This is a genomic window from uncultured Bradyrhizobium sp., from assembly GCF_964252615.1.
Classification (GTDB): Bacteria; Pseudomonadota; Alphaproteobacteria; order Rhizobiales; family Xanthobacteraceae; genus Bradyrhizobium.
The window spans coordinates 1-25,570 of sequence record NZ_CAXUNQ010000043.1 but is presented as its reverse complement, the minus strand read 5'-3'; the positions used below and the strand labels follow the sequence as shown (position 1 = coordinate 25,570).

Below are 25,570 nucleotides of genomic sequence, written 5' to 3'. Positions count from 1 at the left end.
CATAAGTCCCGGCTCTTCCAAGCCACGTCTAGCGTTTCCTTGTGTCAAAATAGGCGAAGACGAGGCCAGCCGCATCAAAAGTGCCCATCCGGGCATCCTCTCATCCAACACGGGCGCGCGCGACAAGAACGTTCGGTCTGCCCAAGAAGTCCATTAGCGCAAGCGTAATACGCACAAGAACGCCGTCCGCCCAGCCGATGGCGACGTCGTGCATTTCCCAATACAACCCCGCACGTAGAGGCAACCGTCGACTGCTACACGTTATTTGCGGGCGGCGGCTCGGAAGCTGATCCGGATTTTTCTCGACGGCTAAGCACGGCCTGACGTACGGCCTTTCGAATTTGCCGCCAAACAGCAGCAGCAAAAAAGTCAGGCCTACGCAGACAATCACCGTACGCCACTGGCCGGCCCCGCAAAGAACTCCGACGCAGGCTGTGAGCCAGGTGCATGCCGCGCTGGTCAACCCCCGAACTTTGGCGCCCGGGCCAAGGTGCAAAATGACGCCCGCGCCCAGAAATCCGACGCCCGTGAGGATCCCTTGAACCGTGCGGCTCGCCGCGTCGGAAAATCTCCAAGGGTCTTCGTTGTTAGCCAGCAAGACAATGCTAGACGTTGCAAGCGCCACGATCCCCAGGGTGCGCACGCCAATGGCTTTGCCATGAAGGTCCCGATTTAATCCGATGGCACCACCTACGAGGGCGGCCGTGCCCAAGCGAAGGGTTATCTCGGACCAATCCAACATTTTTTCCTCCGCCGTTGCTCCCGTCAGCTCTTATCCCGATCAAGCAACGCATGAATATTTTGAACCAGGCGAACAGCCACACTGGCTCGCATGTCTTGGTCGGTATGGCCGTTCAGGTAGCGTTCCAGCCCCCGCGCGATGTCACGAGTGAGACCGGTCTTTCCTGAAGGTTGAAACAGCGGCAGGCCGTCGAGGCCATCACACTGGTCGTCCAGCACCGCGAACCGCGTCACCTTGGGATGGATCGCGAGCCACGACAGCATCTCCTTGCACCGCGCACTTCTCGGCCGGTCCGGGGTAACGTCGATGAAAGGGATGCTCCAGTGCTTGGCCGCGAGCAGCCCGACCGGGTCGCACCTCCAGGTCGAGGAGAGCACCACTTTGGCGCCGGTCCGATCCAATAGCCGGTTCAGCCGCGCGAGAAGCCGCCGATCAACAATATATGGAAATTTGCGCGGATTAGGCGTCTTGCCGCAGTTGAGGACACCATCGATGTCGAGGAAAATGACCTTCATTGCGGCAATATGACAGTTTATGACAGTCAGCCAAGGTGATGCTGACGCGCAAAATGCGACCGATCCCCTGCGCAGAGGGACGCCAATGTCAACGCTGACGTGGATAAGGCAGCCGCCGCCGTGAAAAACTCTGATAGCGAACGTCGATCGCCGATTGGATGAAGACGCTGCGAGGTTCGGTCTTCGCACCATCAACACCCCCCGGGGAATTCGTCGATGCGATGCCGTGAATAGCAAGCGGTTTCAGCGGGAACAGCTTCGCTCGCCTTCTAGCTGAAGAGCTCTATTCCGGCGGATGCAGGGCTCGTTTCTGCGTCTCGAATTCCACGATCATCTCTTCGATGACAACCAGCGATTGCTTGTCATTGAAATATATGGCGAGCCTGCGAAAGTGCGCAATCTTTCGATCCAATTCCGCGCACTGGTCACACATTGGCGTGGTCCGGAAAGAATGTCCGGACCAACTATGTTTCATGAAAAATTGTTCCCGCGGAAGCGCGCGCGAAGCTCTCGTTATTTTTCGGGCTAGCGTAGGCGAGGTTTCTGCCTGCCGTGGTGCGGAGCCATGCGCTCCGGCGGCTCGAACCAAGTTCACCGATGCGGTCGGCCTTCTGTGCCGCGTATTATATCGCCCATCAACAGCGGCACTACTCCCACGCTAAAACCCTACAAGCTCTTTCATCGTTGCCAGGACTATACCCTGTCCGTTGGCCGACTGCTCATGGCATCCCGTGCTGTTTTGAACTCATATCCAGTCATCATCACCCTCATTCTCTTGGAAGCCGCTCTTGTAACGGCGCGCCCTTCCTCGCTTTTGAGCGCCGCCGTCATAGTAGGCAAAGACAAGGCCAGCCGCGTCAAAAATGCCCATCCGGGCATCCTCGCTCATCCAGGGCTTGCGGACCCGCGGCAGGAGGCGCTCGAATACTGGAACGTGCCGTGATATCGCGACCGCGATTTGATGCTTGGTGGGCGCGTCGAGATAGGAGAAGGTCTTGCGCACGTCGCCGCGCGCCACCAGGACCACCCGCACGCCCTCGTCTTCGGCAAACGCCTTGATCGCGACATGGAGCGATCGAATGCGCGCCGCCCGCCGAATTTCTTCCGAGGTGTCTTGGAGCAGCAGCACTTCGGGCCGGTAGCGCGCCAGCAGCCTCGTGAGCATCCTGAGGCAGTGCCGGTTCTTGCCTGTACCGCTCGCGGCGGTGGTGCCCCAATCGACCGGCGCGAACGGCCCTTCGAACACAACAAACGCAAAGCCGCGCGAGTTGGGATTGACCGCCGCGATGAGCGGATATTTGCGGGGCTGTAGCATGGCTAGGCCGTATGGCGCTCGCTGGCGCGCTTAAACAGGTTATCCAGTAAATCGAGCTTCAGCCTGGTGGAAATGCCCGCGGTGCCTTGCAACTCCTCATGCAGGGCGTTGGCGCGCCGCATCAGGGCGTCTTCGACTTGGTCGAAGACCTTCGGGAACAGCTTTTCGAGCGGCTCGCCGAAAATGATCTGGACGGCGAATGCCGTACGTAAATTAGGGTGCCGGCGCAGGCCTTCAAGCCGCGAGACGGTCGCGCCGCTGCGGGAGCCGATCAGTCCCGCCAATTCGTCTTGGCTCAAACCCCACTTTTTACGATGAACCCGAAGGTAGCTGTCTAGGTATGCCATATGGTTGTAGTCGCCGAGGCGATCCGCTAATTTTTCACCATAGGCGTCGGCGTCAAAAGGCACAGCAATCTGCCAAATCGTCAAAACGGAATACGGTGCGACCACGTCAGCGGACATGGGGACGTGGGGAGTTTGGCGGGCGGTATCGGTCGGCGCGGCGCTGAGGCAGGCTGTTCAAGCGGCACGCGAATGGTCGGCGGGTCGAGGAAGTCCCCACCTCCCCACGTCCCCTAGTATATCTTCGGCCCCGTCTGCGGCGCGTCCAAGCCATAGCGGCTTGCGAGGTGCTTGACCTTGGCACGCTCCGTTCCCGGCACCACGTAGACGCCGTGGCTCTTGTACGCCAGCACGTTGAGCCGCCGGCGCAGGATGCTGCCGATGAGGCGATTGGTAATGGGGCGCTGGTATTCGCCGCCATGGCGCTGCGTGAGCTCAGCGGCGATTTCGGCAATCGGAACCACGACCTTGCTCGGCTCCAACAGCAGCTCGTGCAGGACCTCGACGACGTGCCCTTCCAAGGAATTGCCCCGCTCGGCGGCCTGCACCGAATGGTTCCGCAGCGCGAGGTTGCGAAACGCCTGCCGGGCGTCCGCATGCGGCACGATGCTCAAAAGCGGCAGCAGGATCTGGTTGAGCCGCGGCTCAAGGTCGGATTGCAGCAGCGTCTCGTCGATGGTCGTGCTGCCCTGGTGGCGGAAGCGGTACGAGAGGAGCCGGTTGCGCAGCTTGAGCGCCTCGTCGTTGAACTGGCGCGGCAGGTTGATCGGGATATCGCCGCGCAAAGGCCGGCCGCCCATCTCTTCCGTCAGAAACCGGCTTTCGAGGCCTCGGTCCTCGTAAGAGCCGCGAGCGGCCACGATTTTCGGGCCGAACACCTGGAAGGCCTGCGGGTTGAATTCCTTCTGGCGGTTCATCATGGTGCGCAGCACCGGCAGCCCTTTTACGTTGCCGTTATTGAGGATTTTCACCAGCTCGGCCTTCTCGTCGCTGAAGCGGAAATCCGCCTCGTCGAGGATGAGCGTGCCCCGGAAGGCGTCGAGCGTATGGAAAAGCGGCGAGACGGTTGATGCGCCGCTCGCGAAGAACGCGCGGTTGCAGATCGAGCCCAGAACCAGCAGCGTGCGCGTTTTGCCGGTCCCGTAATCGCCGCGCAGCCTCAGATATGGCAGTTCGTTGAAGGCGTCGTAGACCCAGGTCAGCAGGACGTAATATGCCGCCAGTTGCTCGAACACCGGGCTCAGATCGCAGTAGCGATGGATGAACGCCTGCACGTCAGCCGTAAGCGCCTCGACGCTGCCGAACTCTTTTGGGCCGGACGGCAGCAATACCGCGGCGTTCTTGATCAAGTTGTTATCCGGCGAAAACGGCACCAGGCGCTCGCCGCCGCATTCGATCTCTGGCTTGATGGCGACAACGCCGCCCTGCCCGACCGCGAATTGCGTGGTCTTGCTTGCCGGATCATAGATCAGCTCGACCAGGGTGCCGTCGGCATAGCTGCGGCACACGCCCGGCGTCGCCTTCGGCCTCAAGGCGATATCGTCATGATCTGCGGCAATATCCATCCACTCATGCTAGATAACTGCGGCCCGAAATCGCAGGCGCGGGTTCATGCCGTTCGGGCAGTTGCTTCAGCATGATTTGGCGTCCGTTAGCCGCTCCCTATCGAAACAATATCGCCCGCGCATTTCGCTCACATCTTTTCATCATCTGCCAGATCGGCACGTTGCTGCGTCTCGGCGGCTTCTTCCTTCCGCGCGAGCATTGCGATGTACCTGTTCTTTCCAGGTACTTCCCCAACCTCATGACTTGACCGAGCAGAACATCTGCCGGTCCCGTCCTTGCCCCCTAAGGAGAAGTACGATGACTACCAAAACCATCACGGTGCCGCTGTCGCAATTGCAGCGCTCCGAGGGCAACGTGCGCCGCACCGGCTCCGACGTCGATATTTCGGCGCTCGCGGCGAGCATCGAAGCCCACGGCCTTTTGCAGAACCTCGGCGTGCGCAAGCTTGCGGCCACTGGCGCCGGCACGCGGCGCTATGAAGTGGTTGCGGGCGGCCGCCGCCTGCAGGCCCTGAAGCTGCTGGTCCAGCGCCGGAAGCTTCTCAAGGATCACGGCGTGCCTTGCTTGGTCATCGACGAGGCGCAGGCCAGCGGTTCGGAAGTATCGCTCGCTGAAAACGTGCAGCGGGTGTCGCTCCACCCCGCCGACCAGTTCGAGGCGTTCGCCCGGCTGCAGAAGGACGGCCGCTCCTCGGCCGATATCGCCGCCCGGTTTGGCGTCTCGGAGCGCCTCGTCGAGCAGCGGCTGAAGCTTGCCGCGGCGAGCCCGAAGCTGATGGCGGAATATCGCGGGGGCCGGATGACGCTTGAGCAGCTTACCGCCTTCGCGGTGTGCGACGATCATGCGATGCAAGAGCAGGTCTGGTTCGAAGCATCGCCCTTTGATCGAAGCGCGGCCTCGATCCGCCGCGCCCTCACCAAGTCGCTGGTGGAAGGCAGCGACCGCCGCGCCTGCTTCGTCGGCATCGAAGCCTACGAGCAGGCCGGCGGCGAGGTGCGCCGCGACCTCTTCAACGAGGATGCGTCGTATTTTGCCGATAGCCAGCTGCTCGACCGCCTGGTGTCCGCGAAGCTAGGGGCAGTCGCCGACCAGCTGCGCGAGGACGGCTGGAGTTTCGTCGAAATCCAACCCGAACTCGACTACGAGGCCCTGGCCCGCTTCGGCAGGCTTGCGCCGCAGAAAGTCGCGCTCTCGGCCAAGGACGAAAAGCGCCTCAAGACGCTCAGCCGAAACTATGACAGGCTGGTAAGCGAAGTTGACGACGAGCCGTCCGATGAGCAATCAGCGGCACTCGATCGGATGTCCGCGGAGATCGAGCAGCTGTCGCTAAAGCAAGAGCACTGGAGCAAAAAAAGATTGTCGCAGTCGGGCGTGCTATTGAGCCTGACGTCGGCGGGAACGCTCCAAGTGACGCGGGGACTTCTCCGGCCAAACAACTCCCAGCCAAAGGCGAAGGAGCCAAGCTCTACCCACGCCGTGAGCTCGGATCAGGCCGAAGCGCCGGAGTTCTCGGAGGCGCTTCTTCGCGAACTCACCGCGCACTTCACCGCCGGCCTGCGGGCATCCCTCGCAAGCCAGCCGGAGTTGGCGTTGACGGCGCTGGTGCATATGCTTGCGCTGAAGGCGTTCTTCGGCGCTGCGGATGCGACCTGCTTTGATATCCAGCCAATGTTCCTCGATCTTGCCGGTTTTGGCGACGGGATCGGCGAAAGCCCAGCAGTGCGCGCCATGGCCGGGCGGCACGCCCGGTGGGTAGAGCTTCCCGTGCAGCCCGAGAACGTGTGGCCGTGGCTCCAGGCGCAGACGATCGAGACCAAGCTCGACCTGCTCGCCTACCTCACTGCCGCTACCGTGAACGCCGTCGTTCTCGGCAAGCATGATACGGCGAGCGCCCGCCGCGCGCACGCGGCTGCGCTCGCACAGGCGTCGGGGCTCAATATGCGCGAGTGGTGGCGGCCGACGGCACCGGGCTACTTCAACCGGATACGGAAGGAGCAGATTGCCGCGGCCGTCGCCGAACAGCTCGGCAAGCAGGCCGCGGACGGCCTGCCGAATGCGAACAAGCAAGCGATGGCAGCCAAGGCCGAACTTTTGCTCGCCGACACGGACTGGCTGCCCGCGCCGCTCAGAACAAAGGAGAGAACTTCGAGCGAAGCGGCACGTTCGTGACGACAACCCCTAGGGACCGTATCAACGGTCCTTTTTCTTTGGTCGCAACTGAAACCCATTCGTGCCAGCACATTGAAAAGAGGGGTCTCGAAAATACAATCTTGCAACGGTTATGCTGTGGACAACGGGATTCGCGCGTTAACTCGATCCGCCGTAGAATTTCAAGTCAGGCATATGCGATATTTCATCTACTGCAGAAAATCCTCAGAGGCCGAAGACCGGCAGGTGCTTTCGATAGAATCGCAACTATCCACTCTTAAGCGTGCATTCCTCCTAGACCGACCGAATATCGAAGTCGTCACGATTTACGAAGAAGCGTACAGCGCCAAAGCGCCTGGTCGGCCGCTATTCAATGAAATGCTTGCGCGGATAGAAAAAGGCGAAGCGCAAGGAATAATAGCATGGGCGCCCGACCGGCTGGCTCGAAACTCGATGGACGGTGGCAGGATCGTGTATCTGCTGGACCGCGGCCTCATCACCGACCTTAAATTTGCGACATACACGTTCGAAAACAACTCGCAGGGCAAGTTCATGCTCCAAATCATGTTCGGCCAGTCGAAGTACTATTCCGACGCGCTGTCCGAGAACGTGAAGCGCGGTAATCGAACAAAAATAGAAAAGGGTTGGCGACCGAGCCAAGCGCCGTTGGGCTACCTCAACGATCCTATCTCGAAGACCATCGTCAAAGATCCGCTCCGTTTTCCTCTAGTTCAGAAGATGTTCCACCTAATTCTTGCCGGCTCACATACGCCGAGTCAGGTAGCGATGCTGGCCCGAAACGAATGGGGTCTGCGAACTCCGTTGAAGAAACGGATCGGTGGCACGCCGCCGGCTCTGAGCTGCATCTACAGAATTCTTAGCAATCCGTTTTATGCTGGTTTGATTGTTTGGAACGGCGAAACGTTCGCGGGCAAGCATGATCGGATGGTAACAGAAAGTGAATTTCGGCAAGTGCGGGCCACTCTTCGCGAGCCAAGTCGCATCAGGGGACAAAGACACGTATTCGCATACACCGGAATGATCCGGTGTGGCTCCTGCCGACATGTCGTTACAGCGGAAAAGCGCACCAACCGTTACGGATATCGGTATGTTTACTACCATTGCGTCAAACGAGCGATCGGGCCACGATGTCGGGAACCCTCAATCGAGCTCAAGGTGTTAGAGAGCCAGTTGCTGGAATATCTGAAACATTTGACAATTCCTGCGACCATAGAAAATTGGATAATCGAAGAGCTAAACGCGGCCCAGGCGCAATTTCGCGAAGGACGTGTCAAAGTCGCGAATGCCCTGAAAGGCACCCTAGCTGCAATAGCCGACCAGCTTGTTGAACTCACCCGCCTTCGTCTTCGAAATCTCTTAGATGATGAAGAGTTCACCCGGCAGCGAGCACTCTTGATTAAAGAGCAATCCGGTCTTGCTGAACGGCTCCAAAAAGCTGATCATACATCGGATGTGATCGAACCTTTTAGGTTATCGATTTTGTTCAACAATAGAGCCGCCGTTTGGTTTTCGCGGGCTACAATCGACGAAAAACGCCTTATCCTGAAAACAGTCCGATCGAACCTAACTCTCAAGGGCAAAATCTTGTTATTTGAAGCCGCGAAACCGTTCTCGATTATGCCCGATTTTGCAAGTTTTCTTCAATTGCGGGGACTCGTGAAGGACGTTCGCAGCCGCCACATCGTGCCGAAGCGGCAGATTAAAAAGGCGGCGCGGGAGTTTGCCGCTGTCGCGGAAGACGAGCAGTATCACCAAGTCTTCGAAAACATCAGGCTGCTTCGTGGCCGCTTTGAGCCGGAGGCAGGTCGCCGCGCTTCTCTAGGTCCATGAGGAGCCGGTACAGGTCGATAAGCTGCATCGCCCGAACGCTCGCCTCCTCCCTGCTTATTTCCTCTCCAAACTCTTCGAAATAGAGCCTTCTGAACTCATCGAGATGCTCGTCGGATATGCTCGATATGTTCATTCATCCAGATTATGCAATCGCGCTTGACTATTCACGGGAGACTTTCATGACGCCGGAGCAGTTTTTGGGAGAGCAGTTCGATTTTTGTACTCTCACCGCTTCGGGGCAGACCTCGAACTAATTTGCCGCGTCGGAAGGATTTGGTGCCGAAGCTTTTTAAGTTGCTAACACAGCACGCTTCCTCAGTATCTGCCTCGCAGTCTGCCGTCGCCTAATGAATTAATGCGAAACATTAAATATTTCCCTCTCAATACAATGAATGCGCAAAGCTATTTAGACGCCACTACGCTAAATCCCCAAGGCAGATTCAACGATGTCGGCTCGCTGGCTCTTGGGCGACCTACCAGCCCCAACGGCCACCTTTTGTTCGCTTGACAGAAGAGCATTGTTGGGGTGTCCTAGCGTCGGCTGTCTCAATGGGCGGCTATCCTACGAGTTCGATTCGCGGCGAATAATTAGTTGTAGCGGAACACGAATACCGTACGGAAAGGCAAGCTGGTACCGATAATGCAAGGCGCTGAACGCGCCCTCTGACGTGGCGACGCCGATTGGTCGGTGTCGTTTTTGCGCTTGTGGACTAACGAATTGACAGAAATATCAACAATATCATATGTTTAATCCAGAGGTTTAGTTGGTACATTTGGTTGACGACGACCTTTGCGGGTATCGTCAATTCGGGGCCTGAGAAACCCCGACAGCCGGGCGTCAAACCCCGGCCAGTTTCGACCACCGCTCAGGTGGACATGGCTGATCTGGCGCTCGCAATTCGATGGATTGCGAGCGCTTTTTGCTGTTTGGGGGTTGACGACAGATAATTTGTCTTCAGTATAAGGCGGTCGATCATAGATGGTCGATGGGCGACTTCTCACCGCTCGCTATCAGATACCCGCAACAGCAGATCTGCGTAGTCGCTACGCAGTTCTGCCTATCTCAAAGGTCATCATCATGTCGATTTCCGCAGACGACCATCCGAACAAACGTGTAGGCAAAACCAAGCGTCGCGCTTCGCGTCATCACGATGGAGACAAAAAACGCCGCGCTTCGCGCGGCGTTTCTCGTTCAAGACCGGCCACAACAAAAGTGTCAGCTGCTGATCACCATCAAGATACTCAACCCTTTGCATTGAGGGGCACAGCATTTAAGTCCTGGTCTGAATACAATCGTGCGGTCCAAACTCGATTAACTGCCCTTGCCGCCGCAGAGATGGCCGCCGTACACGTTCAGACTGAATCGACCGGACCGAATAATCTTGAACTCAAGATTTTGCTTTCCAGTCTCTCGCGTTGCGATGTATCGGAATCCCAAAACAGGAAAGGACGTTGTTCTTCAACGCAACGAAGGAAAAAGGACGTTCCGTGAGCTCACAGAATTCGGCTGGAAACCGTATAATCATATATAGAAGCTCACTCTGAACAATTGGATTCAGCCCGCTTCCCTGCAGTGAGTTTCTGGGACGAGGTCTGGGAGATCGGCCAATCGCCTCGCTTTGCAATAGTCTCGAAGCCCCTCCCGCACGACTTCAGAGCGGCTGCGGTCCTCCTCAGTTGCAATCGTGTCTAGCTCCTCGGCCATTTCCGGCGGAAGCGAAATGCACAGTGCGGTCCTGGTGCGTGCCATAGCGCTCAGTGTTGCCCCCGTTTGAAATTCGCGCACGAGGGTTTACCGTACCTGGCTGACAAAGTTCGAGTGCGGTCAACGGTCGGCCCTTTGAAAAAAAACGGCCAGAACGAAAAAACGACTCAACAGAGCCATTTTCGACCCGGTATGACTGGGTCATACAGGTGCACCGCCTCGGGGCAGACCTCGAACTAATTTGCCATGCCGGAAGAATTTTGTGTCCAACGTTTTCAAACTTCTGCGGAAGCATGCCGCTGGCGCTGCGAACATGCGTTAATCTAGACCAAAATCACTTCGTGATCGCCTAATCGGCCTTGTAGATTGGATAATCTCACTTCACAGTGGTGCAGGATTTTGCAGCAAACGTGTCATTAAGAAATTTTGCGAGCCGCAGTCCGCCGACTGCCAACTGGCGGTCTAAAACTGGTAGCGCCGCTTGGTAGTACGAATCGTTCAAGATGTTATTCGCCGGCTTCGCGGCCCACATGGCCTGCGCCGCCTTATGGGCTTCAAGCGCCCACGTTGTCGGCGTGCCGCCCTCCGCACCTGCCGCATCCGCGGACACGAGCCAGCCGGCTTCCAAGCGATCGACATAGCTTCCCCACGCGAACACGGTCTTTTGGATGAGCGTAGTGTCCCAAACGGCATGAAACTTTGCAAAGTCGGTCGTCGGCACGCAGGAGCCGGTGCAGACCAATCCTTTCATTTGTACCTCTACAAAAATGTTGTTCCCTCCAAATTCTTCCAGGACGGTATGGAGCGGCTGTTGAATATCGCCGACAAAATGCACTGCAAATTTAAGGGCGTTAAATTGATCCTCGCCTGTCTTGCACCAAATGTCGTTTTTCAACCGCTCAAGCTCGGCGATAACGCAGTCGCCTTTCGGATCGGTCGATTTACATTCCTGTGTCGGGTCGTAGACGTCCTCCTTGAGCGGGATGTCGACGAAATGCCAGTTCGTGGTTTCTTGGTGTAACGGCCGGTAATCGTCGGCCCAACTCGCAAACGAGGCTAAGGATGCGTACTGCAGCGTCGGCGAGACATTTTTGAGTATGGCGGAGACAGCGGCGCGCGTATCATCGCTCAATCGGCGTTGAGCGATCTCTGCAACAATCGCATGACCTTCCTGACCCCATCCAAAGACGGCGGTTCCGGAAACCGGTAGAAATACACAAGCGGCTAAAAGCGCCTTCATAATGCTCTCCTCTCAGGTAATTGCCCTTGAACTCATGAGCCGGTGTAAGGTGCTGCAGGTAGTTCAGGTCATTTTGAGGCTTACCAGGTCAGCGGCTCTCACCAGTGTCGGAGCCTTCACGGTATTTGCCGACGACAAGAACTCTACGATATTGTCCGGATCGTTCGATAGCATCAGGGCGGCATCAAAGGGCTCCTGCGCTTCGGTTGCCAACTTGCGGATCAAAGGGAAGACAGGCTTGCGATGCGAGTCGAGCGGAGCGCCCGCTGCCGCGTCGGTCTCAGGCGACGGGTTCCAAAAATCGATATCATAAAACACCATCGGCGTCGGAGCCGTGGTCTTTTTCCGGTAGTAGTTCAAGACAGCGTTCTGAAAGACTTCCTGAACGGTTCCCGCATCTCCCTTCCCGAACACCAAGCCGCCATTTGCCACGCTGACCAATCCGTCCTCTCGAAGGCTATTATAGAAATACTTGGCTACCGACGTAGCGAACAAATTTGGAGGCTCGAAACCGTATACCCACGTCGGAATGCCTAAATTACGGCTCCCCGCCGGGGCGTCAGCATCCCAGTTGCCAAGTAAATCAGCTCTGGCCGTAGCGGCGGTGCGAATCCAATCTTTCGTCGAACGATAATCGGGTACGGCGCGAAGCGTGCCGATCGCCTTGGTGAGGTCCTTATCGTCGAAGGGCGCCATGAACGCACCGAGGTTAGCCGCCTCCATCAACCCGGGACCCCCGCCGGTAACAATTAAAAAGCCTCGTCGCCGCAGCTCGCGAGCAATCTCGGCTATTCTCCGGAAGGTCACGGCGGTTCGCAGGATACCGTGGCCGCCCATAAACCCGATCGTCCTGGAGTGCGGGGCATCGAGAAAAGCGGCGACCAAACGGTCGATGGCGGTATCGTGGAGCCGCGTCGCAATCGTTTCGGGCAGCTCAAGCACCCGGGTCTCGCTTCCGCTGGCGTCGCGCGTCCAATTGTAAATCTTCGTGTCGAACGCCTTTTCCAGCGAGTCGGGATCGTCAGGAGAATAACCTTCGTACAGCTGCCGTACACCGTAGAGTTCGGCCGGCATGGCCGAAAATGGAATAGCATCTCGGCCAGGCATGGTTGAAAGCCAGCGTTCAATTTCCTTTGGATCAACAGGTCCGCCCATTTTCGCTCCCGAATCGATCATGTTTCTAATCATTACACCTATTGGATTTTCGACCTGATGCGCTACTGGAGCTTCGCAAGCGCGGGTGCGTGCGCCATGGCATAGGTCGGCAGCTTTTCGACACCTGAAATCATCACACCTTGCGGCTCTGAAAGCCGTGCCGGGGCGCCGTCATCTCGTGTATTTTCTCGCAGCGCGCGGCTCGCCTCAGGTAATGTCGATCTGATAGGCGCACCACGTTAAGACCGCGCTCGTTATTTCAAAACATATCTCAATATCTCAGACGGGCGTTTCTCGCGCCAAATGAAGCGAGCTTTTCGGTCCAGCCCAATGGACGAACTCACGGCATGTACCGGAAGCCGAAATCCGCGTAGTGGGTAGTGGAGATCATATTGAGCGACAGCAGGACAAAATCGTCATACAGTCCCGGTGGCACGGTGGTGTCAACTTCTACGCGGATGCTGAAATAGGTCTTGCCCATGGTATCGCGCGTTTTCACCGTAATTTGGTCGGTAGTAAAGCGCGCTTGGCCCACTTCAACCTTCCTCCATTGCGCCGGATTGCCGGGGTTTACAGGAGGAACTACTTCATATCCGAATACCGTTATCAGATGGCCCGGATACTGACCGATGATGATATTGATTTCGTTCGCTGCGAGCGAGAAGGCAATGTCGTCCGGAACGGTCGGCTTTTCCCATTTCGTCAACGTCACCGGCAGATCGGTCGCCAGCCCCGTGTATGCGGCATCACCATACACTCCCGGTTCATCGCCTAAATGGAGTCGGCCTTCCCAAATCAGTTCTGAATTCTGAACGGCAACTTCGCGAATTTTCATGCTGTGCTCCCAATCTGTGTAGGTACAACTCTAACGAGTTCACGGATAAAGTTGAGAAACGGATCAAAAAAGACCGTTATTCGAAGTGACATAGCGGAACGTCAAACTGCTTCGTGACCCGCCTTTGAGCCGAAAGCGCGTCGTCGCGCCTCTCCAAGTTCATATTCCCAGAAGCGATTAGAATCTGTCGCCAGACATTGTGCGACAAGAATTGTCATAATCCTTCTGGAAAATCGCTCACCTTAGACAATTGTATCAAGGTTTATTTTTAGGCGATGCTTCTGTCGTCGTAACAAGCGGCTGAACGGCTGTCACCGCCGCTTGAAAGTCCGTCTTTAGCGTATTGAGATTTTGAGCACCCGCATTCAACGATGCGATGCTAACGTCAAGGGTAATCAACTTCTTGTTTTCCAATACGACTTTGTCAAACAAGGCATCTGTCAGAGGCGTGCTCTTGAGCTGGCTCCGTTTAACGAGATATGCGTTATAAGCCGAGTCAAGTTCCAGCCCGGCATCCTTGTTGAAAATGTAGCTAAACTGTTCGTACCCCTTCACCTCTCGGTTTGGTAGATCGCGAATAAAGACCAGTTTTTCTATGGCACACTCGTCCCAATCTCTGAACAGCCTTTGCTCGTGGATCGAAAATGCAGGATAAAGTTTCTTGAGTGTTGCGACAGCACCTTCCAGCCCGGGCTCCATTTGAAGTGCGATATACTTCATTTGGCCAACGTTAAAGTCATTGATCCCAAATTGCACAAGGGTCTTGAGCGCACCAATTGCCGCGTTTATGCCCGCGCTGGACCCGGCGGGCGCTCCAATTGAGGACACCGCCGAGCTCATCGCGGCGAGGGCGGCAATGGTGTCTTGTTCGCTCTTGTTTTGCGAAGCAATATCACTCAGTGCCTTAAGGTAGCCATCAACGAATTTGCGGGCTGCGGTAAAATGTTTGTCGATCTTGTCGCGTGCGACAATCTTTGCGGGATCGCCTTGTGTCAGTCCGCTTAGCAGTCGGGGGTCTCCACAGCTGTATTTTGCTTTGGAAATGAACTTTAGGCTTTCGTTTTCGGCTTGTAATTCTGCAACGAGCTTCAGCTCATTGGTCTTTTGAGCATCAAATCCGGTGATGAGGCTTTTTGCGGATGCATTCGTTATTTGGGCGGGATCTAAAATTGTCCCGCAGCCGGCAACGGAGAGTGCAAGAACGCAAATAGGCAAAATATTTTTCATGATGGCCACGCCCTAAAAAGGAATTCCCAAGGCGAACTAGCCAGAAATTTTCACGTGCAGATTGCAAAAGTTGCCGGATGCGGTAGGTTGTCCACACAATCCACGATCCCACTAAAATACTTTTGATGTGTGACCGGAAAGACGCAAGGTCCCAGATAAAGGCATAGCGCGGCCAGTTCGTGCTGCGCTCCACTGCCATTTTCTGAAGATAATTTTGTTAGCCACCAATTGATGATTTCTGAAAGAGCCCGTGGCGCATCGAATGCGAATGGTTATTCCCACCAACGCAACAGACACAGCTAAGACGTCAAAATAAAAAGCCCCGAAGGGCTCAGTAATCTGAAGCAAACATGAGGGTCAGCACCCGGGTCGTTATCTCCGGATTAGATGGATCATCCGATCCGAATTCGCATTGCTTGTCGTAGTAGTCGATCTTCCAAAAGAACGTCCGACCGACGAACTTGAACTTACCGAAGTCGTGTTCACCATGCGGATCGTTGTCCGGGGTAAAGGCAGAGAACGTCCCTACTATCAGGAGCGCTTCGGCCTTGACGCATGCCGGCAGCTCTTCGACGCTTGCAGTCATTAAGACTTTGCCGCCCTTGAAGGTCGCGCGGAAGGCGTCATTCAACTCGCGTATTTTCACCGTGCTCACGGCTCACCTCAAATGAAGCCGGTGTGAACGAGCGCTGAGATCATGCTACCGCCGCACGCTTCGCAGTCGCCCTCAGCCTGGTCCGGCTCCATGCCCGTTGTGAAGTCGCAACCTTCTGTGATGCAGATCGCAGGGCAAATGCTGTCGGTGGCGTGCTTCTTCAGAAGCTCGTCTACATCTCCAAAGCCTTCCGTCTCGCAAAGCTTCAGCAGCTTCGTCGCCTTATGTGAAAGAACTAGCGTCATATGCTTCTCCTCGCTTCCGGGAACCGATCCATTCGGTTCCCCGATGGCGAGGCGGAGTCGACTGGCTTAGCCGGTACTGGTGCTCCGTCTCGTACCCTCCGCCCCGCCGTCGGCACCCGTTTAAGATGCCGAGCCACAAGGCCGAAGTCCGCAATCAATTGTCGGCCACAATCTGGATGCGTCGGAGACGTAAGAATTTGCCTGTTTAGTAAGGTTCACGGAAGGAGCGCCGCGACACAAGTTCGACAGACGCCGTCCATAAATAAGGCCTGTTGGCCCTTTATGCTTTGCGCATTCTACAACTTCGGCCGCCCTGCAAAATGATTGCCGCGCGATATCCTGTAGCGATGTCGATCGATAGCAACGTAGTTACCTTAGGCCGCGTCAACTTCCGGGACGACGCCTGGCATTTCGGCATACGGACGGAAGATAGATTTTCCCATATATTCATCATCGGCAAGACCGGAACCGGTAAATCTTCGCTCATCGAGTCCATGGTGCTTCAGGACATGCAGTTAGGGCACGGGCTGGCACTGATCGATCCGCACGGCGACCTCGCCGAGCGCATTGCCGCTCGCGTCCCGAAATCCCGGCAAACGGACGTAATCTATCTCGACGCCGCCGACCCCAACCAGCCCTACGGGTACAATCCCCTTCGCCACGTGCGCGACGACCGCATTCCACTGGCCGCTTCAGGACTGATGGAAGTGTTCAAGAAGAAATGGCCGGACGCCTGGGGTGTCCGCATGGAGCATATCCTGCGCAATACGCTGCTCGCGCTGTTGGAGCAGCCGAGCGCCTCCCTTCATGACGTATTGCGCGTTTTCTCCGACAAAAAGTACCGCAAGCAGATCGCGCGGTCGCTCAAAAACGAGACCGTAAAAAACTTCCTTGAAAAGGAGTTCGACCGCTTCTCGTTCGGCTACCGCACCGACGGCACGGCGCCCATTCAAAACAAGGTCGGCGCCTTCTTGGCGGACCCCATGCTCAACCGCATCCTCACCTCGCCCAAAAAGGACCTGCATATCCGCCAGCTCATGGATGACGGCAAGATCCTCTTGGTCAACTTGGCCAAGGGCAGAATCGGCGATGATAGTTCTTCCCTGCTTGGCGCCCTCCTCATCACTACCATCGGGCTGGCGGGATACAGCAGGGCCGACACTCCGCTCGAGCGACGGCGCGAATTTTTCGTGTACATTGACGAATTCGGCAGCTTCAGCACGTTGGCCTTGGCGAACATGCTATCGGAGATGCGCAAATACCGACTCGGATTTGCGACGGCGGTGCAGTACCTCCAGCAGATGGAGCCGCCGATCCGGCATGCCATGCTCGGCAACGTAGGAACCCTGATCGCGTTTCGGATTGGCGTAGACGACGCTTCGTATTTCGCGAAGGAATTCCAGCCGCGATTTGAGCCGATCGACCTAATACAGCTCCCGAACTACAACATGTACCTCAAGCTCATGATCGACGGCATGCCGTCAAAGCCATTTAGCGCGACTACCATTCGGTACTGAGCAACGTCCCAGGATGGCCCCTAGTAGCGGCCATTTTCCTGTGCATCGGATCATGCAACGTCACATCGCGTAACGCGATCTTTACTTTGAATTTCAGCCGCACTTATATACCGATTGCAAGCAACTATTGACATGTCTGCTTTTTACGAAATTAATTTGGAGGTATGTATGCGATGCAAACCGGTCGGACTAGCGATACTTCTGCTTCCCCTCGCGATCAATTGCGTTGTTTCCCGTGCCGCGCTGGCCTGGGGAGACGAAGGGCATCAGGTCGTTGCCCTCGTTGCGCAATCGTTCCTCGATCCCGATGTGCGCAAGCGCGTTGCGGCGCTTCTCGCCGCCGATACCGATACCCTCACGACCCACGACATTGCGTCCGAAGCGACATGGCCGGACAAATACCGTGATGCGAACATCAACGGGTCTCGAGAAAAAACCCGGCAATGGCACTTCGCCGATGTTGAAATATCCGCTCCGAATTTGGACGCTGCCTGTTTCAACCACCCGCCCCTTCCAGCCGGCGCCCCGGCTTCGGACGGTCCTGCGGCCGACTGCGTCGTCGACAAGATAAATGAATTTGCGGCCGAACTCGCAGATCCGGCGACGGATCTCGAAGAGCAGGTCGCGGCTCTCAAGTTTGTGCTTCATTTTGTCGGCGATCTGCACCAACCACTGCATAGCTCCGACGACAACGATCGCGGCGGCAACAACAAGCGTGTGTCTGCAGCGGGGTTCAGCGCCGGAAATCTCCATCATTTTTGGGACACCGAGTTCGTCGAGCAGCTCGGGCCCGACGCCAAAACCATCGCCTCCGATCTGATCGGGCATATCAACGCCGCGCAGCAAACCCAGTGGCAGGCCGGAGCTCCTGCCGATTGGGCGCAGGAGTCGTTCAAGCTCGCCCAGGACGATGTCTACGGCCAGCTTCCGCCGCCCAATGGTCGTGGCAGCTTCCGCCTGACGGACGACTACGTGACCATGGCGACCAACGATGTCGCGCTGCAACTGAGCAAGGCGGGGGTGCGGCTGGCGGTCGTACTCAATCAGAGCCTGCGAAGGCCGTAAACGCAGGACCATTCACGCGTTAACAATGGCCGCAGGTGCCTCGTGAGTCGTATCCTCCCTTCTAAAGCGCGGAAACATACGAAAAGGTAGCACAAACCGGAAAGCCTTCGCCTCGAACGCAATGCTTCGTGGCGCGGCGGGGCGTATTTAACAAATGGACGCGGCGGGACCGCTCGATGACGCGCGGGCCTTAATCGTTTGCGGAGGAACGCTGCAATGAAAAAAATCGCCTTTTCCCTAGTGATCGGACTGCTTTGGGCCTGCGGGACCCAACCGGAGGCCCGCGCCGCAGGACCAACGCTCGCCGATTTCGGCTACCGCAAGATGACGTCCAACGGCAAGCTCGCATCGGGTTCGCGCCCGCTGCTCGTCATCATGGCGCAATTCAGCGATGAAAGCGGCTTTACGCATACCGCGACGCAAATCCAGCAACTGGTGTTCGGCGGCACGCCGGGTCAGGTGAATCTGGCTGCCTGGGCGCGTTCGAACTCCAACGGACGCTTCGCGTGGGTGCCCGCGCAACTACAGCCGATCTATCTTGGCCCAAACATTCTCGGGCCGCAGAAAAACCTGTCCGAGCCCGCCCTTCGCAGATACGTCGTGCAAAAGGCGGTCGAGAACGGATTCAGGATCCGGTCGTTCGACCGAAATCGCGACGGGAGGGTTACTCCGGACGAGCTTGGCGTGCTCATCATTCACACCATCGCCGATCTTGCCCAAACCGAACCGGTTGCTTGCCTGAGCAACGACCCATCGCTGTGCCCGTCGATAACAGAGGTCGCGGAGCAGCACGATCTGGCGACCTGGACGCACGAGACCACGCACCAGCTCGGCGCGGTCGACGCCTACGGCGTCTGGAACATCAATCGCGCCTTTCCCGGCAAGCCGGTCACAGGAGAATGCCTCAACCAAAACCTTACGCTCATGGGATGCACGGGCAACGCCAATACCAATACGTACCATCTCGATCCGTGGCACAAGCTCGAATTGGGCTGGTCGGAACCGCGTATCGTGGCGCTCTCTTCCTACGGCAATGCCGTGCTCCCGGCGGCTGATCGAAACGAGCCGGCGGCGCCCCTGCTCTTTTATGATCCGCGCCGTGGCCCTTCGGAATATTTCATTCTTGAGTTTCGAAATAACAGGTATCGCGGCGGCAGCGGCTACGACGCCAACATTCCGCAAAACGGCGTCGGGATATGGCACATCAAGCTTGCGGCGGATGGCAGCGGCAAGCTCGCCCAGGTGCAGGCGCTCGGACAGTACGATCCGAGCTGGCCGGGCGACACAGAGCTTGCGCTGTTTCTTGACGGTCCGCCTTTGAATATTCGCGGCCAGTCGAACTTGCTATGGGGGAGCGGCCATAGCGGCCGCTTGAAATGGCTTGATGGCGCCGATACGGGTTTTATGGTTCGCGTTGACGACTACAGCGCCGATGAGAACCAAGTAACGGTCTACTGGGGCGATCCGCAGAACGTCGTGCCGCCAGCGGCCCCGCCAGGCAGCTGCCGCATCAACCAGTTAGAATGTGGCACCGGCGTGGTGGTAGCTTGCAGTGATACGGTCGATCATGACGTGGTCTTGCAGCTTCGAACCGGCGAGAACTGGACGCAAGTCGCATCCAACCCCTATCGCGCCCCCACCAAGTTCGAGCCATCGCTGTCCGACTACTCGCTCAAAAATGCCGATACGGCATCATACCGCGTCTGCTCCGTGGCGCTCGGGGGCTATGCCTGCGGCGCTGTGATAAGCACCCGGCTCCAGCGGCAGGCCTGTCCGCCGCCTCCGGTCGGATCGGGCGGCTCGGGACCCTCGCTGCCGCCCTGCCCCCATTGCGCGCCGAAAGTTTTGCCGCAGTAAGCGGCGGTGAGGACGTCGGTTCACTTTCTGGTGGCAAGCGGAGAGGCTATTGAAATTTACCCGAATGTCCTGGCCTGTCTCGGCTGCAATACGCACCAAACATTCGCGATGCAAGATTGTTCGCGGATGCGTGGCTAATCCCTACAGCGCAGCCATCTGACAGCGAATTCAGCCAGTTACAAGACCTGAGGACTAAGTGTGGGGCAAGCCCCTCTAGGTTAAACGCGGCTGCGCAGTGACGCGCACGCTAAGATAGATGAGAGATCGGCGTTTCCAATCTGCGGAAATTTTGCGGTCGACGGAAATATGTCGCCCTGGCCGCGACGCTCGCTTTCAGATTGCCTTCCTTCCCGCACGCGATCTACACTGTCGCATTCTTTGCCTCGTTTTCGGATGTGCAAGATGTCCCGGCGCAGCCTGGATGAAACGCTTTCGTTCATCGCCGCGATCGACCGGGCGGGGTCGCCGCACGCGGTTTCGGAAACGGTGCTTTCCGTCGTTCGCCCTTTGGGATTTACGCAGGTTTTCGCCGGCATCATTCCCGTGCCCGGCATGTCAGCGCAGCAGCAGCTTTCAAATGTCGTCCTCCATCACTGGCCCGACCAGTGGAGCCGACGGTATTTCTCGAAAGGATACCTGTTCGAGGATCCGACTATCCAGCGCGTGACCTCCTCGACCGAGCCGTTCCTATGGTCTGAGCTTGAGGCGTCCTGCCGGGACGACGCCTCCGCCAAGCGCGTCATGGCCGAAGCGAGGGAATTTCACCTTGGGTTCGGCTTTACGGTACCTATGTTTACGCTCGACGGTCAGTCGGCCGGGTTCTCGATCGCCAGCGACCGGGGTGAATTGCCCGTGCACTTCCGCCGCAGGCTGCAGCTGCTGGCTATGTACTCCTTCGGACGCGCACTTTCGCTGGCCGACACTCCGCCGCCTGTGAAGTTAACGCCTCGCGAGGCCGACGTGTTGCAGTGGATCGCCGAAGGCAAAAGCGATTGGGAGATCAGCCGGATACTGCACGTATCCGAACACCTCGTCGACAAGATGGCCCGGCACATCCGGAGCAAGTTGGGCGCCAGCAACCGCACGCAAGCGGTCGCTCAGGCGCTCCGGCTCCGAATCATCCGATAGCCGTCAAGGTACGGAAAGCCGTACTACCTTCGTCGCATTTTTCGCCGTCAAATCCGCTCCCGGAGGTTACCGAGGGAGAAATTGCACATGATCCATATTGTGACGGCTGAAAACATCCATTCCTACGCGGGAGCGATGGAACAAGCCTACCGTCTGCGGCATGCGGTGTTTGTCGAAGAGATGGGGTGGAACAACCTCAGGCACCCGGATGGCCGCGAGATCGACCAGTTCGACGACGGCCGCGCCCTTCATATGCTCTACCTCGAAGGCGACCGCCTCCTCGGCTATCAGCGCATGCTATCCTCGATGCAGCCCCACCTGCTGTCGGAGGTCATGCCGCATCTGTGCGACGGCGATTTTCCGATCGGCCCGCACATTTGGGAGTGGACGCGGTACTGCGTGACCAAAGAACATCGCGACCGCGGCCGGATGCTGAGCCCTGCGGGGAACTTGCTGCTATCGGCGATCGTGGAGTGGGGTTTGGAAAGCGGCGTTTCGAAAATCATCATCGAAATGAATCCGATCTGGCTGCTGCGTTTGGTGCAGCTGCACTTCCGGGTGACGCCGCTCGGAATCCCGCAGGAAGACGGCAAGGACAGCATCGTCGCGGTGACCGCCGGTTTCGATTCGAGAACGCTGGCTCGCTTAAGACAAATCCGCGGCGACGACCGGCCCGCCCTTGCTCATCAATCAGCTATTGACCGGCGGCTGCGAGCTTAGCGGAGTCATGTTTTAAGTTCTGCCGCAAGCCGCTTCGCCAATTCAACAACTTTCTGCCTGTCTGCCGCGGTCGTAATCGTTCTAAAGGCCCGCACTAGTTCCAGACCTTCAAGCGCTGAGGCCGTTCCCCTTGGATCCAAAGGTGGCGGGAAACTCAGGACTGTGATGCCGGGATTACTTTCGTTCGCTGTCATGTGCTAACTCCGAAGGTGCTGAAATGTCGGAACGTGAGGATCTCAGTGCACTGAGCAGAATGGTCGACGCCGCCCTGCAACTTGCCGCCCAGATGAAGCAGGACACGGCGGCCTATATCCTGTCGATGGCCAGTCTTGAAATTTCAAACGCCATGAAGGCAACTGGCCGCATTGGGCGGGATGATAGGAAAGGATGACCATCGTCGGCCCCGTTGTACGACTAGAGGGAAAGGAAATCGAAGCTCGGGATTCACAAAGCATCGCCATGCCTCGATAGGCTCGATCCATGATCGTATCGAGTTCTTCATTTGACGCAACACGATGCGCCGCCTATTTTACTATCGCTTTTTGCTCCTGTTCCCTTGCCCAATATCCGCGCATGTTGTCCGGGTACTGGAAAATCTTTTTTGTAAATTGTCCTTGCCGACAAACCAACTTGGATCGTTCTATCTCCACGGCCGCCCGGCCGGCGACAGCGTCAACAACGGATGGTCCGGTCATATCGAAAACGCTTTTTAGCGAGTTCATTTTGATGTTGTGTACCGCCCGATCTCTGATACCGGCAAGAATTGTACTGCCCGGTGAGGCCGCCATAAAGTAATTCGTCAGCCTTCCGTCGCCTTCTCTGAGGAATAGTTCACTGTGATCCGAGGACAGGAAAGATTCAGGCGACCAGGAAAACGCGGCGTCGATATCAAGGTAAATCCCACCCTTGTGGAGCAGAACAAGCACCCTCCACAGATCAGCTTTTGCCGCTCCAATTTGAAGCCGAGAATAGCAGTCGTACGTTTCGCTGGAGCAGTTCTCCCGTATAAATTCTTCGCATTCGTCATCACTCACAAAGCGATGTTCGAAGGTCGGCGTTAACAAGCGATTGAACAGATAATTTACGTACACCGAAAGCGTTACGTCGGCGCTGTGATTCGTCTGCCAAAAGATTCGGGGGATTTTCTTCGCGTTCTTCGGTTCTCGCCTGGGCGCTGAGACTGCGGGAATTCGATATCGTTTTGTCGGCCGCACCTTGAAATCGATGAAGAAGATGATCTTAAGGGCATTACCCAAAAGCTGCACGGCAGTTGTGGCAGCGCGACGCAACGCCGGCCTTGAATGCCAAGGGCGCCGCATGGTCAGAGGGCAGCTGACGATTGAATTGAACCGCTACGCGCCAACGAGGCGCGGCCGAAGTTCGGTGACATTGAATCCCCTGTCGATCGCCGTTTTGAGACCGGTCGTTCGCTTGGGGCAACGCTACAGAATGGACAATTCTGTTTCAGAAGGCTGATATACTTAGTGTTTTAGGCCGTACTTATGACCTTAGACTTGCGCCAATTCGGCCAATCAGTCCAAAAACCGTTGCAAACCTTAAAGAAAATGCTTGCAACAGAATTGTCCATTTTGTCTCGGGGAAATACCGGGCGGCCAACAAAAATGCGTATCCAAATAACCGAACCCTCGCTATTTGACACGAACGGTTCAAGAAAATATTTGAATGCCGCCGAGCGAACGCGATTTCAAGATGCCATGAGACACCTGCCGCCGAGAGAGCGGGTTTTCTGCGCGGTTTTGTTGTTCAGCGGCGGTCGTGTCTCAGAGGTCCTTGCTCTTACTCCGGCGGCTATCGACCTTGAAAGCGGCGAGATAATACTGCGGACCCTCAAACGGCGACGAAAAGGCGTTGTTCGACAGATCCCTCTCCCGCCTGCCTTATTGTGCGACCTCGATGATCTTTTCGAACTCGGCAAGGCACGGACTGATCCTCTGCGTCAGCACAGACCAGTTTGGACATGGAGCCGCTCTACCGCTTGGCGCCTGGTTAAGAAAGCGATGAAAGAAGCCCAGGTGATTGGCGTGGCGGCCAGCCCCAAGGGACTGCGACATACATTTGGAGTTTCAGCATTTCAAGCTAACGTCCCGCCCCATCTCGTCCAGCGCTGGCTCGGTCATGCGTCGCTGCGAACGACAGCGATTTATGCGGATGTAAGCGGGAACGAAGAAAAGCAATTTGCGGCTCGCATGTGGAGAAATAGCAACTAGTCTAACGACTGTTGCAGCCGCCCCTCTATTCAGTCGGTTATCCGGATACGGCTGAATATCGAGGCAGTCACAATCGCGCTGCCGCCGCTAATCGTAGCGGACATTCCTGGATCAACGATAATCATATCGTCACTGTCTCTGGCAGCGATAACTAGCTGCCCCTCGGTTATAGAAATAATTATCGGATATGTCCCAGACACGGCAAATGACTCAGTTGCTAGCATTTCGAACGAGTCGGAGCTGGTAAAATGTATGCAGCGATAAAGGCGGTCGACGTAAAGATAATCATCAGGGCAGTTATTTTGCGAACCCCACGCGGACGCGAGGCAACGCCCGGAGCGAGGGTCGCGGACATAGTCCGGCATCGCACAGATGTTTTCATTGGCCATGGGAGCCGACGGCACCGCTTGCGGTGGTACTGATGGGATCATCGGTCGTTACTCTGCGACAGCTGTTCATGAATGACTCGTCTGTCGGTTTCGATATCGTCTCGACTAGAGCTGACTGGTGCGCTGTTGCATTTCTGTTCGCTGGACTTGCCCTTGTAATAGTGGCGGCAAACTATTCTTGGCGGTGACCGAAACCAAACATTCCGCCATGACTTCACAAATTGAAGAAATCTGCTAGGTTTCTCGGACGGCCGCTAACCCGGACCGTTGCAACGGCTCCAAATTTGGAGCTTTGCAATGGACGACAAGGTGGTTGATTGGAAGGGACTGAAGGCGCTTGGGATACCCTACTCGCGCGCGCATATCTGGCGAATGATGGCTGCCGGCGATTTTCCGCAAGCTTTCAAACTTGGGAAGCACCGCAACTCTCATCCCGTCTGTGGCTTTCGCAAGTGGCTGAGTGGCTTCATTTCCATGCCGGCCGCAAGGCATAAGCTCTTACCGGAGCGACACCCGCGCCTCCAAACGCGGGTGTTTCCGTTTGACCGCAAGCCCACCGGCCATGACCACCGGCGTGACCTCTGCATTCATGGCCGGTAGGCACCCTCAAAGCGTGATAAGTGATTGAATTCGTGGTACTTTTCGATGGTGTGCCCGCTCGGGTATGCCCCGACATACTATTATTCTGCTTCTCCTGACCTTCTTCCCGCTTATTCATCCGTTGCGCGCCGCAAGCGCCGCGCTTGACCTGACGGCCTTGCATCAAAAGTTAACAGGAACTCGTCGTAGGAAACACGCCCCAACCCTATTTTCTTCTCCAAGCGAATCTTTTAGAGATAGCAACCTGAGCGGTAGCCAACCGATGTCGGCGCTTGAGGAGCACTATGGACAATGGCAGCGGCTTCGAATGGCTGTTGATCCACTGCATGATGGGCGTTCTTTACGCCTGGCTCTTGACATCGAACCCCTATGATAAAGAAACCGGACTGCCATCGCCTCACGTTCGAGAGTTGGGCAAATGGCTTTGGGGAAACGCCGCGATCGGTATCGTCGCGTGGTTTTTTCATATGAACCTCCCCCGAATGAGTGGACACCTGTAGTAGGCTCGAAGAGCCAGGAGGTG

Annotated in this window: 25 protein-coding genes; 11 read left to right on the top strand and 14 right to left on the bottom strand. The window is 56.7% G+C overall.

Translation table 11 applies throughout. The annotated features are described in order from the left end of the window. Nucleotides 1-100: 100 nt before the first annotated feature. The 5 genes from ACFE72_RS18600 to ACFE72_RS18580 all read right to left on the bottom strand — a co-directional run bounded on the left by ACFE72_RS18600 (nt 101) and on the right by ACFE72_RS18580 (nt 4,265). Complete coding sequence (locus ACFE72_RS18600) at nt 101-742, bottom strand: MgtC/SapB family protein (protein ID WP_375414591.1); 642 nt, start codon at nt 740-742, stop codon at nt 101-103. A gap of 23 nt (nt 743-765) precedes the next feature. Further along, nucleotides 766-1,257, bottom strand: coding sequence for an HAD domain-containing protein (locus ACFE72_RS18595; protein ID WP_375414590.1), 492 nt, complete (start codon nt 1,255-1,257; stop codon nt 766-768). Between the two features lie 745 nt (nt 1,258-2,002). Beyond that, entirely contained in the window at nt 2,003-2,503 is a 501-nt protein-coding gene (locus tag ACFE72_RS18590; RefSeq protein ID WP_375414589.1) for a hypothetical protein, read from the bottom strand. A 71-nt stretch (nt 2,504-2,574) separates the two neighbouring features. Continuing rightward, entirely contained in the window at nt 2,575-3,036 is a 462-nt protein-coding gene (locus ACFE72_RS18585) for a helix-turn-helix transcriptional regulator (RefSeq protein ID WP_375414588.1), read from the bottom strand. A 113-nt stretch (nt 3,037-3,149) separates the two neighbouring features. Beyond that, nucleotides 3,150-4,265: a hypothetical protein gene (locus ACFE72_RS18580; RefSeq protein ID WP_375414587.1), complete on the bottom strand. Its 1,116-nt coding sequence runs from the start codon at nt 4,263-4,265 to the stop codon at nt 3,150-3,152. 514 nt (nt 4,266-4,779) lie between these two features. Here ACFE72_RS18580 and ACFE72_RS18575 point away from each other — a divergent pair. The 3 genes from ACFE72_RS18575 (at nt 4,780) to ACFE72_RS18565 (ending at nt 9,973) form a co-directional block, all read left to right on the top strand. Next, nucleotides 4,780-6,651 carry a ParB/RepB/Spo0J family partition protein gene (locus ACFE72_RS18575; protein WP_375414586.1) on the top strand — a complete coding sequence of 624 codons (1,872 nt, stop codon included), beginning with the start codon at nt 4,780-4,782 and terminating at the stop codon, nt 6,649-6,651. Nucleotides 6,652-6,825: 174 nt separating this feature from the next. After that, nucleotides 6,826-8,481 (top strand): recombinase family protein, encoded by a 1,656-nt coding sequence (locus tag ACFE72_RS18570; protein ID WP_375414585.1) that lies wholly within the window; start codon nt 6,826-6,828, stop codon nt 8,479-8,481. Between the two features lie 1,078 nt (nt 8,482-9,559). Further along, nucleotides 9,560-9,973 (top strand): hypothetical protein, encoded by a 414-nt coding sequence (locus ACFE72_RS18565; protein ID WP_375414584.1) that lies wholly within the window; start codon nt 9,560-9,562, stop codon nt 9,971-9,973. 63 nt (nt 9,974-10,036) lie between these two features. On the opposite strand, the gene ACFE72_RS18560 is transcribed toward ACFE72_RS18565, so the two are convergent. The 7 genes from ACFE72_RS18560 to ACFE72_RS18530 form a co-directional block, all read right to left on the bottom strand. Further along, nucleotides 10,037-10,231, bottom strand: coding sequence for a CopG family ribbon-helix-helix protein (locus ACFE72_RS18560; protein WP_375414607.1), 195 nt, complete (start codon nt 10,229-10,231; stop codon nt 10,037-10,039). A gap of 331 nt (nt 10,232-10,562) precedes the next feature. Continuing rightward, entirely contained in the window at nt 10,563-11,426 is an 864-nt protein-coding gene (locus tag ACFE72_RS18555; RefSeq protein ID WP_375414583.1) for a S1/P1 nuclease, read from the bottom strand. Nucleotides 11,427-11,489: 63 nt separating this feature from the next. Beyond that, nucleotides 11,490-12,602, bottom strand: a complete 1,113-nt coding sequence (locus tag ACFE72_RS18550; protein ID WP_375414582.1) for an LOG family protein — start codon at nt 12,600-12,602, stop codon at nt 11,490-11,492. Nucleotides 12,603-12,921: 319 nt separating this feature from the next. Further along, on the bottom strand, nt 12,922-13,416 hold the full coding sequence (locus tag ACFE72_RS18545; protein ID WP_375414581.1) for a hypothetical protein: 495 nt from the start codon (nt 13,414-13,416) through the stop codon (nt 12,922-12,924). Nucleotides 13,417-13,671: 255 nt separating this feature from the next. After that, nucleotides 13,672-14,643, bottom strand: coding sequence for a hypothetical protein (locus ACFE72_RS18540; protein ID WP_375414580.1), 972 nt, complete (start codon nt 14,641-14,643; stop codon nt 13,672-13,674). A gap of 331 nt (nt 14,644-14,974) precedes the next feature. Beyond that, nucleotides 14,975-15,298 carry a DUF3768 domain-containing protein gene (locus tag ACFE72_RS18535; RefSeq protein WP_375414579.1) on the bottom strand — a complete coding sequence of 108 codons (324 nt, stop codon included), beginning with the start codon at nt 15,296-15,298 and terminating at the stop codon, nt 14,975-14,977. A gap of 8 nt (nt 15,299-15,306) precedes the next feature. Beyond that, nucleotides 15,307-15,543, bottom strand: a complete 237-nt coding sequence (locus tag ACFE72_RS18530) for a hypothetical protein (RefSeq protein ID WP_375414578.1) — start codon at nt 15,541-15,543, stop codon at nt 15,307-15,309. Between the two features lie 347 nt (nt 15,544-15,890). Here ACFE72_RS18530 and ACFE72_RS18525 point away from each other — a divergent pair, with 347 nt between their 5' ends. From ACFE72_RS18525 to ACFE72_RS18505, 5 genes are all read left to right on the top strand, one after another. Further along, a complete protein-coding gene (locus ACFE72_RS18525) occupies nt 15,891-17,060 on the top strand; it encodes a type IV secretory system conjugative DNA transfer family protein (RefSeq protein ID WP_375414577.1) in 1,170 nt (389 codons plus the stop codon). Nucleotides 17,061-17,192: 132 nt separating this feature from the next. Further along, nucleotides 17,193-18,125, top strand: a complete 933-nt coding sequence (locus ACFE72_RS18520; RefSeq protein ID WP_375414576.1) for a S1/P1 nuclease — start codon at nt 17,193-17,195, stop codon at nt 18,123-18,125. 435 nt (nt 18,126-18,560) lie between these two features. Continuing rightward, the gene (locus ACFE72_RS18515; protein ID WP_375414575.1) at nt 18,561-19,982 is read left to right on the top strand and encodes a hypothetical protein; all 1,422 of its coding nucleotides are present in this window, start codon (nt 18,561-18,563) and stop codon (nt 19,980-19,982) included. A gap of 402 nt (nt 19,983-20,384) precedes the next feature. Beyond that, on the top strand, nt 20,385-21,110 hold the full coding sequence (locus ACFE72_RS18510) for an autoinducer binding domain-containing protein (RefSeq protein ID WP_375414574.1): 726 nt from the start codon (nt 20,385-20,387) through the stop codon (nt 21,108-21,110). 87 nt (nt 21,111-21,197) lie between these two features. Continuing rightward, nucleotides 21,198-21,830 carry an acyl-homoserine-lactone synthase gene (locus tag ACFE72_RS18505; RefSeq protein ID WP_375414573.1) on the top strand — a complete coding sequence of 211 codons (633 nt, stop codon included), beginning with the start codon at nt 21,198-21,200 and terminating at the stop codon, nt 21,828-21,830. A 5-nt stretch (nt 21,831-21,835) separates the two neighbouring features. On the opposite strand, the gene ACFE72_RS18500 is transcribed toward ACFE72_RS18505, so the two are convergent. Further along, complete coding sequence (locus ACFE72_RS18500) at nt 21,836-22,024, bottom strand: hypothetical protein (RefSeq protein ID WP_375414572.1); 189 nt, start codon at nt 22,022-22,024, stop codon at nt 21,836-21,838. A gap of 23 nt (nt 22,025-22,047) precedes the next feature. Between ACFE72_RS18500 and ACFE72_RS18495 the strand changes: the two genes are divergently transcribed. After that, nucleotides 22,048-22,221: a hypothetical protein gene (locus ACFE72_RS18495; RefSeq protein WP_375414571.1), complete on the top strand. Its 174-nt coding sequence runs from the start codon at nt 22,048-22,050 to the stop codon at nt 22,219-22,221. A gap of 133 nt (nt 22,222-22,354) precedes the next feature. Here ACFE72_RS18495 and ACFE72_RS18490 read toward each other — a convergent pair whose 3' ends face one another. Then, nucleotides 22,355-23,119, bottom strand: coding sequence for a glycosyltransferase family 32 protein (locus tag ACFE72_RS18490; protein WP_375414570.1), 765 nt, complete (start codon nt 23,117-23,119; stop codon nt 22,355-22,357). A 213-nt stretch (nt 23,120-23,332) separates the two neighbouring features. On the opposite strand from ACFE72_RS18490, the gene ACFE72_RS18485 reads away from it, so the two are divergent. Both ACFE72_RS18485 and ACFE72_RS18480 read left to right on the top strand, forming a co-directional pair. Beyond that, nucleotides 23,333-24,058: a tyrosine-type recombinase/integrase gene (locus tag ACFE72_RS18485; protein WP_375414569.1), complete on the top strand. Its 726-nt coding sequence runs from the start codon at nt 23,333-23,335 to the stop codon at nt 24,056-24,058. Between the two features lie 686 nt (nt 24,059-24,744). Next, nucleotides 24,745-25,047 carry a helix-turn-helix transcriptional regulator gene (locus tag ACFE72_RS18480; protein WP_375414568.1) on the top strand — a complete coding sequence of 101 codons (303 nt, stop codon included), beginning with the start codon at nt 24,745-24,747 and terminating at the stop codon, nt 25,045-25,047. Nucleotides 25,048-25,570 lie beyond the last annotated feature (523 nt).

Excerpts from the sequence above, each read along its gene's own strand:
- ACFE72_RS18550 (WP_375414582.1), bottom strand. The coding sequence starts at position 12,602 with ATGATCGATTCGGGAGCGAAAATGGGCGGACCTGTTGATCCAAAGGAA.
- ACFE72_RS18495 (WP_375414571.1), top strand. The coding sequence starts at position 22,048 with ATGTCGGAACGTGAGGATCTCAGTGCACTGAGCAGAATGGTCGACGCC.
- ACFE72_RS18480 (WP_375414568.1), top strand. The coding sequence starts at position 24,745 with ATGGACGACAAGGTGGTTGATTGGAAGGGACTGAAGGCGCTTGGGATA.
- ACFE72_RS18530 (WP_375414578.1), bottom strand. The coding sequence starts at position 15,543 with ATGACGCTAGTTCTTTCACATAAGGCGACGAAGCTGCTGAAGCTTTGC.
- ACFE72_RS18510 (WP_375414574.1), top strand. The coding sequence starts at position 20,385 with ATGTCCCGGCGCAGCCTGGATGAAACGCTTTCGTTCATCGCCGCGATC.
- ACFE72_RS18570 (WP_375414585.1), top strand. The coding sequence starts at position 6,826 with ATGCGATATTTCATCTACTGCAGAAAATCCTCAGAGGCCGAAGACCGG.
- ACFE72_RS18520 (WP_375414576.1), top strand. The coding sequence starts at position 17,193 with ATGTCTGCTTTTTACGAAATTAATTTGGAGGTATGTATGCGATGCAAA.
- ACFE72_RS18585 (WP_375414588.1), bottom strand. The coding sequence starts at position 3,036 with ATGTCCGCTGACGTGGTCGCACCGTATTCCGTTTTGACGATTTGGCAG.
- ACFE72_RS18485 (WP_375414569.1), top strand. The coding sequence starts at position 23,333 with ATGACCTTAGACTTGCGCCAATTCGGCCAATCAGTCCAAAAACCGTTG.
- ACFE72_RS18545 (WP_375414581.1), bottom strand. The coding sequence starts at position 13,416 with ATGAAAATTCGCGAAGTTGCCGTTCAGAATTCAGAACTGATTTGGGAA.
- ACFE72_RS18575 (WP_375414586.1), top strand. The coding sequence starts at position 4,780 with ATGACTACCAAAACCATCACGGTGCCGCTGTCGCAATTGCAGCGCTCC.
- ACFE72_RS18500 (WP_375414572.1), bottom strand. The coding sequence starts at position 22,024 with ATGACAGCGAACGAAAGTAATCCCGGCATCACAGTCCTGAGTTTCCCG.
- ACFE72_RS18595 (WP_375414590.1), bottom strand. The coding sequence starts at position 1,257 with ATGAAGGTCATTTTCCTCGACATCGATGGTGTCCTCAACTGCGGCAAG.
- ACFE72_RS18540 (WP_375414580.1), bottom strand. The coding sequence starts at position 14,643 with ATGAAAAATATTTTGCCTATTTGCGTTCTTGCACTCTCCGTTGCCGGC.
- ACFE72_RS18505 (WP_375414573.1), top strand. The coding sequence starts at position 21,198 with ATGATCCATATTGTGACGGCTGAAAACATCCATTCCTACGCGGGAGCG.
- ACFE72_RS18565 (WP_375414584.1), top strand. The coding sequence starts at position 9,560 with ATGTCGATTTCCGCAGACGACCATCCGAACAAACGTGTAGGCAAAACC.
- ACFE72_RS18600 (WP_375414591.1), bottom strand. The coding sequence starts at position 742 with ATGTTGGATTGGTCCGAGATAACCCTTCGCTTGGGCACGGCCGCCCTC.
- ACFE72_RS18525 (WP_375414577.1), top strand. The coding sequence starts at position 15,891 with ATGTCGATCGATAGCAACGTAGTTACCTTAGGCCGCGTCAACTTCCGG.
- ACFE72_RS18560 (WP_375414607.1), bottom strand. The coding sequence starts at position 10,231 with ATGGCACGCACCAGGACCGCACTGTGCATTTCGCTTCCGCCGGAAATG.
- ACFE72_RS18555 (WP_375414583.1), bottom strand. The coding sequence starts at position 11,426 with ATGAAGGCGCTTTTAGCCGCTTGTGTATTTCTACCGGTTTCCGGAACC.